The sequence below is a fragment of the bacterium genome (genome assembly GCA_040757115.1).
Taxonomy (GTDB): Bacteria; UBA9089; CG2-30-40-21; order CG2-30-40-21; family SBAY01; genus JBFLXS01.
This window is the reverse complement of the sequence record JBFLYA010000021.1, coordinates 23,449-30,236: the sequence shown is the minus strand read 5'-3', so window position 1 is coordinate 30,236 and position 6,788 is coordinate 23,449. Positions and strand designations below refer to the sequence as shown.

Sequence of the window (6,788 nt, the reverse complement as noted above, 5' to 3'; positions counted from 1 at the left end):
ATGGTATGGAAGTTACCAAATTGGGTGACTGTATCATTATCGAATTCAACCTGGAGATTAACATGTCTGAGTTTGCGAGCCAATTTTCGTTTTCTTTTCTCCAGAGCGATAATTTCTGGTCGTCGTTCCCGACGAGGACGGGTATCTATTTGAGAGGTTAAAGAAGTAATCATAATTGGTCTCCTTTTTATGTTAACTTTAGTAATGTTAATTACTTACCTAAAGTATAGCATAGAAGGAGGCCAATGTCAATCATTTCTGTTAAAAAATCTACAGATTTTTCAACAGATTAACTACTGATATATCAAGGGGTTAACGCTATTCTGGTTAGCCTACTTGCCGATTGCAGGATTAATACTCTCTATGGTCATTAATTCCCCCGTGTTTTTATTCGCTTATATTACTTATATCGGAACACGAGGAACAAAACTTAAATCTTATCTATAATCTTTCTCCATCATCCTTCTTTTTGCTGAATAGTTACAAAAATTGTAACTATTCAGCCACAGATGGACACAGATGAAATACTGAAAATTCGTAAATCGTGTCCGTTTTCCGTGTCCGTAATCAGGCTGAAGGCTGATGGCTGAAAATTCAGGTATAGTACCTCGTGTCTCCTCTCCTTCTCTGTTTCTCCCTTTCTCCGTTTCCCCATTTCTCCTCTCTCCTCTGAGTTCTGTCTTCTGACTATTTATCCGTGCTAATCCGTGTTAATCAGTGGCTGAATAGTTACATCAGGCAAAACCTTGCATAGATAAAAAATCAAGACTAATCTCTTTTTTTTCACCTTTATTTAAAAATTTCTCGGCATATTTACCCAGTATATCTACCTCAATATTAAGTAAATCACCAATATTCTTTTTCCCTAATGTAGTTATTTTAAGGGTATGAGGGATAAGGCATATTTTAAATTCTTCAGTCTGGACATCTGCAACAGTTAAACTAAGTCCTTCAACCGCCACCGACCCCTTTTTAACAATATATTTACTCACCTGCGGCAAGATAGATATTTGTAGTATTTGATTATCACCCTGCGTTATTTTATCCACAATCCTGCCCAGTCCATCAATGTGTCCCGTGACTATATGTCCGCCAAGTCTATCAGTCAGGCGAAGTGCCCGCTCTAAATTAACCTCATCTCCTATAGAAACCATCCCTAAATTGGTTAGTTTTAGTGTTTCAGGCATCATATTAACCTTAAAGGTATCTTTAGTAAATTCAATTGTAGTTAAGCAAACACCATTGACGCTGATACTATCTCCTTGTTTTAAATCCTCTAATACCTTTTTAGCTTGAATAACCAAGAAATTATTAGATTTTTGTTTAATTATCCCTATCTCTTCTATAATTCCAGTGAACATAATTTAATTATATCATTACCCAAAGTCCTTGTCAATCATTTTGTTAAAAGAAGGTTGTTATTCTTCATTTACGCATTCTCATTGATTTTGTAACCACATTTGCCATGCCCATTGTTCAGGATGTTTAAGGATGAACTGTTCGTAAGTCTGTGCTAATTGAAGAGATAGGGAAGAGATATCGGCTATAAAGTCTTCTGTTTTGATGACTGGCACAGGGATAAATGTTAATCGATTCTTGCCAAAAGTTATCCTTTCCAGGTGAGCAATGACAATATCTGCATCCGTTTTCATTGCCAGATAGGCAGGTCCGAGTGGCACCTTGCGTTCTTGACCAAGAAATCGGCAGATAACCGAATGAGTTACCACCGGATAATCAATAGCAATTCCAACTACCCTACCTTGTTTCAAAAATTTTAATGCCTGGCGAAATCCCATTCCCGTATATATTGTTTCATATTGCAAATATCGAGTCTGGTGACGACGCCGATATATCTGGATAATTCGTGGAATACCAGATGGGATATTGTCTAACTGCGTTTCTCTGGGTTCCACCTGTGCCGAAGAATATCCCTGCCAGGCAACTGCCGTTGTGTGGAATTCAAATGTGGCTAAATGTCCCCCAACAAGAACAACTCCTCTACCCTGTCGTAGAGATTGGGTGATATGTTCAAAACCAACCAGCTGGATAAAATTTGTTTTCCTTCCTTTCCATAAACGATGAGCCAAGGTAAATTCCAGAATATTCCAAATGTAATGGCGGATGACATTGAAACATAAGGTAGCACATTTTTGGCTATCATTCTCCAAACCTAAGGCAGTCATCAGGTTCACAAAAAGCCTTTTTTTAGTGCCAGGACGAATCGTCAAAATCTCAATATAGGCACACAGAGTCCCAAGAACACCAATTAATGAAATTGGCAATAAAGTTGCCAACCAGCGTAAGGGAAAGTAATAAAATAGTTGTTTTAGATTACTTAAATTCAAATTTGTATCCTCCTCTGGTGGATGTGTCTTAGGGTTCTGCAAAACCAGGAAACTGTAGTTTTTAAACGGGTATTTAAAACCTCTATTTTTATCAATTTTCTCCAAAGAGCAAAATGCAAAAAGCAGTAACTGTTCACCGCAGAGATGATATGATAAAGTGTCAAGTTTGACCTGCGAAAGATTTTGTGGTATACTATACAAAAAGTATTAACTGACTAAAATAAGGAGGACAAACTTATGACACAAACAACATATTTACCGAAAGATTATGAACTATTCATTGGGCTAGATGTGGATAAAAAGAGTTTTTCTTTTACCATTCAGGACCACAATATTATGAAACGGACAAAAACAATACCAGCACAACCACAATATTTTTATAATTACCTGCAAAACAACTACTCTAACAAACAGATTATCTGTGCTTACGAAGCAGGTCCTACAGGATATCATCTTTATGACTATCTGACACAGAAAAATATTCCTTGTCTGGTTGTGCCACCACTATCTATCCCTAAAGCACCGAATGAACGAGTAAAGACTAACCGTATAGATTCAGTAAAACTAACGGCGCTACTTAAAGCTGGGAGTTTAAAATCTATAAGAGTACCTCAAGATGAATGGCGAGAACTTCGTCATTTAGTTAAAATTCGCCAGAACTATGCTTCTTTGCGTAAGGTTACTCAACAACGCATCAAAGCTTTACTTTTGTTTGCTCATCTGGATGGTTATATCAAAGACCCTTATCAAAAATGGTCTTGTAACCACATCAATGAAATCAAAAAGATTCCTTGTCAGCCAGCTATTCGAGATTGTTTAGATATGTTGATAGATGACCTTTTCTATGCCCGAAAACAACTATTAACCATTCACCGTGTTCTAAGAAGTTTTTGTAACAGCCATGAAAACATTAAGAATTACCTCAGTTTTTTGCAATCAATTCCTGGAATAGGATTTGTTGTGGCAGTTACTTTACTCGGTAACATAGGTGATCCCAAGAACTTAAAAGACCCACGAGAATTAGCCTCCTTTGTTGGTCTTGTGCCAAGAGAAAACTCTACTGGTGATGATGTTAATAGAGGCTCTATTACTCATTTAGGCGACAAGGTATTACGGTTTCTACTTATAGAAGCAGCCTGGGTTGCCATTCGAAAAGACATCAGACTCTATCAGTTTTATTGCCGAATCAAAAACAGACATCATTCAGAGATTGCTAAAAAGAAAGCCATTACTGCTGTTGCTCGTAAATTAACTGCGATTATCTATCGTATCTTAAAAGAAGAAAGAAAGTATATTCCACATTTTTAAATAGTGGTCTTTGATAAGGTATCAATTGTAATTGGTAACGTATTTTTTTGAGACGCCTCGGTCCGTGAAAGAGTAATACTCGAGCACAGAAAGAGACTCAAAAAAATCAAAACGAAAGAATCAATGAGTGTGAACCTGCTGTTTTATAAAAACTCAGGTTGCCACGTATAATAGAAAGTTACGGTTACCTTTTATATCTATCAAAGAACAAAAGGAGGTACAAGATTCATTTTTCGCGACTGTTCACTGCAACAGATATATCTTTAAGGACTTTTATTTAGGTTTTCTCTTTTCTCCAAAGGGGTTAATAAAAGAAGTTGTCAATCATCTAACCCCTTTGCCTCTGCTTTAGAGAAAACCCCTGCTCGAGGACGACCCGCAAGCGGGTGCCCCGACAACCTCGACAGGCTAAAAAGAGAAAGCAAAGAAAGTTGTAGAGATAAGTCGTAGACTTTTTTCTTAAATAAAAAAATAAAAAAAGCTTGACACTTTACATAACAGAGGCAGAGAAAAAAATTAAAATCTATTGGTAACTATTCAGCCAGAGATGGACACAGATGAAACACTGATTTTATTTTTCTATCCGTGCTAATCAGTGGCTGAATATAGCACTTATTAATCGAAATTTGACATAGATATGGCTATGAAATTCCAAATCACAAATTCCAAATTCCATTTAGTGAATTAAGCGAATTAGTAAAATCTAATCTCTAATTCACTAATCTCTAATTCGCTTTTTGGTATGTGGAATTTGGTGCTTATTTGAGATTTGGTGCTTGGGATTTGGGATTTTTTTACTTATTCACTCTGAGTAAAGTTTTGACTAATAACTGCTATAGTTACTTTATTTCTATGTCTTCTCTGTTTCTCTGCGTCTCTGCGGTAAAAGACTACCTGAACGGTTACTCCTTTTTTGTTTCGCAAAAACTTCTTTTATGCTGGAGCCGTTAATATTTTATTACTAAACCTGATAATATTCACGCCAGTAGTTTAATATATCTTTAAGTGTTTTTTCAAAAGGGATAGTTGGTTGCCAACCGGTCTTTTCTCTAAATTTAGTGAAATCTCCTAATAATATCGGAACATCAGAAGGACGCATTCGCGAGGGATCTTGTTTTACTTCCACTTTTACCGTAGAAAGAGAAAGTAACATATCTAAAACCTCTTCTATGCCATACGCCTTTCCAGAGCAGATATTATAGACATCGCCGGGGTCACATTTCTCAAGTGATAACCAATATCCCTTAGCCATATCCCGCACATCCGTAAAATCTCTTTTTGCCTCAAGATTTCCTACATATATAATTGGTTCTTTTAATCCCTTCTCTATCTCAGCAATTTGTTTAGCAAAATCTGCTTCTACAAATACCTCACCTCTTCGAGGACCACTATGATTAAATCCCCTTGTTCTTACAATATAGAGATTATAACTCATATAATATTGGTATCCTAATAAATCATGAGCTACTTTACTGACACCATAAGGGCTTAAAGGTCTTAGAGGATTAGTTTCTTTGATAGGGACTTCATCCTCATAAACCATTCCATATTCTTCAGAAGAGCCGGCAATTTGAATTCTTGTATGAGTTAAATGAGCTTTACGCACCGCCTCAAATATATTTAAAGTGCTTAAGATATTAGTCATTAAGGTTTCAGTAGGTGCCAGCCATGAAGTAGGAACAAAACTTTGAGCGGCTAAATGGAAGATTTTATCAGGTTGCATTTCTTCAATACAATTGAGAACTGATGTTGCATCTCTTAAATCACATTCGATTAGTGTTATTTTATCTTTAATATGCTCAATGGTTTCCATTCGACTACGCCATCTTTTAATCCCATAAATTTCGACATTTCCTTTTTCAAGCAAGAAATCAGCTAAATAACTCCCTGCAAATCCTGTGATACCCGTAATTAAACATCTTTCTGACATAATTTACCTCCATTTTTTAATTTCTCGACTATTTTTTTTACTTCTTCTGCCCTTTGTTTTGGACAGATAAAGGTTGCTTCTTTTGTGCTGACTACAATTAAATCAGAGATTCCAATTGTAGCGACTAATTTTTCCTCAGCCATAACAATACAATTTTGAGTATCAATTCCGATGTGATTGCCTAAAATTACATTTTTATTCTCATCTTGAGAATATATCCTTTCTAATGCCCTCCAGGAACCCACATCGTCCCAGATAAAATCTCCTTCAATCATCAAGATATTTTTAGCCTTTTCCATTATTCCAAAATCTATGGAGATATTTTCTACCCCTTGATAAAATTCTTCTACTTTCAGGTCATTTTCAACTTTCATTAATTTTGAGTATAAGTCTGGCATAAGGTTAGAAAAGGCATCAAGGATTGTTTGGATATGCCAGATAAACATTCCACTGTTCCACAGGTAATTTCCTTTTGCAAGGAATTCTTTTGCTGTATTTAGGTCAGGTTTTTCTCTAAATGAGATGACCTCATAAGTCGAGATGCCATTTTGTGTGGCTACTTTTTTTCCCACTTCTATATAGCCGTATCCGGTTTCAGGTCTTGTTGGTTTAATTCCAAAGGTTACAAGGTCTTTTTTCTCTTTAGCCACTTCATAAGCAATGGACAGAATTTTTAAGAATCTTTCTTTATCCGGAATAAAATGGTCTGCGGGTAAGACCGCCATCACCGCCTCTTTATCTTTATTTTTTAGATATAAAGTGGCTAATGCAATTGCTGGAGCAGTATTTTTACGCATTGGTTCTGCGATAATGTTATTCATCGTCAGGGCAGGGGTTGCCGATAAAATTTTATCTCCGATAGTCCTATTTGTTACAATTAATATTCTCTCGCGAGGAATTAAATCTGCGATTCTATCCAGTGTTTCTTCTAATAATGTTTTTTTACTGGTAATTGATAATAATTGTTTTGGGGTATCAGGTTGACTTTTTGGCCAAAATCGTTCACCATACCCACCGGCTAAGATGATACCATATAACATTTTCCATATCTCCTGAAAGGAATATTCCTCATCGCTAACTACTTTTGTAAGCGTTCAGCCATCAGGTATCAGCAATCAGTTAACATCCAGGAAATCAGGATAGTAACAAATCCTACAATTTTGCGTAAAGGGTGTCTATGTGTCTGGTAGTCTATGTAACCCAGA

General features: G+C 36.2%; 6 protein-coding genes. 1 reads left to right on the top strand and 5 read right to left on the bottom strand.

The features are described 5' to 3' along the window. Nucleotides 1-734 precede the first annotated feature (734 nt). Both AB1422_03035 and AB1422_03030 read right to left on the bottom strand, forming a co-directional pair. Nucleotides 735-1,361 (bottom strand): riboflavin synthase, encoded by a 627-nt coding sequence (locus AB1422_03035; GenBank protein MEW6618319.1) that lies wholly within the window; start codon nucleotides 1,359-1,361, stop codon nucleotides 735-737. 78 nt (nucleotides 1,362-1,439) lie between these two features. Beyond that, nucleotides 1,440-2,345: a lysophospholipid acyltransferase family protein gene (locus AB1422_03030; GenBank protein ID MEW6618318.1), complete on the bottom strand. Its 906-nt coding sequence runs from the start codon at nucleotides 2,343-2,345 to the stop codon at nucleotides 1,440-1,442. Nucleotides 2,346-2,582: 237 nt separating this feature from the next. On the opposite strand from AB1422_03030, the gene AB1422_03025 reads away from it, so the two are divergent. Then, entirely contained in the window at nucleotides 2,583-3,653 is a 1,071-nt protein-coding gene (locus tag AB1422_03025; protein MEW6618317.1) for an IS110 family transposase, read from the top strand. A 798-nt stretch (nucleotides 3,654-4,451) separates the two neighbouring features. Here the strand turns inward: AB1422_03025 and AB1422_03020 are convergent. Genes AB1422_03020 through AB1422_03010 form a run of 3 tightly spaced genes read right to left on the bottom strand, consistent with a single transcriptional unit; the run spans nucleotide 4,452 to nucleotide 6,623 of the window. Beyond that, nucleotides 4,452-4,577, bottom strand: a complete 126-nt coding sequence (locus AB1422_03020; GenBank protein MEW6618316.1) for a hypothetical protein — start codon at nucleotides 4,575-4,577, stop codon at nucleotides 4,452-4,454. Between the two features lie 37 nt (nucleotides 4,578-4,614). After that, nucleotides 4,615-5,583 (bottom strand): GDP-mannose 4,6-dehydratase, encoded by a 969-nt coding sequence (locus AB1422_03015; protein ID MEW6618315.1) that lies wholly within the window; start codon nucleotides 5,581-5,583, stop codon nucleotides 4,615-4,617. Then, entirely contained in the window at nucleotides 5,565-6,623 is a 1,059-nt protein-coding gene (locus AB1422_03010; GenBank protein ID MEW6618314.1) for a mannose-1-phosphate guanylyltransferase, read from the bottom strand. The genes AB1422_03015 and AB1422_03010 overlap by 19 nt, the downstream gene beginning before the upstream one ends. Between the last annotated feature and the right edge of the window lie 165 nt (nucleotides 6,624-6,788).

Bases quoted from the DNA above. Each gene is read 5' to 3' on its own strand.
- AB1422_03015 (MEW6618315.1), bottom strand. From the start codon at position 5,583: ATGTCAGAAAGATGTTTAATTACGGGTATCACAGGATTTGCAGGGAGT.
- AB1422_03025 (MEW6618317.1), top strand. From the start codon at position 2,583: ATGACACAAACAACATATTTACCGAAAGATTATGAACTATTCATTGGG.
- AB1422_03010 (MEW6618314.1), bottom strand. From the start codon at position 6,623: ATGTTATATGGTATCATCTTAGCCGGTGGGTATGGTGAACGATTTTGG.
- AB1422_03035 (MEW6618319.1), bottom strand. From the start codon at position 1,361: ATGTTCACTGGAATTATAGAAGAGATAGGGATAATTAAACAAAAATCT.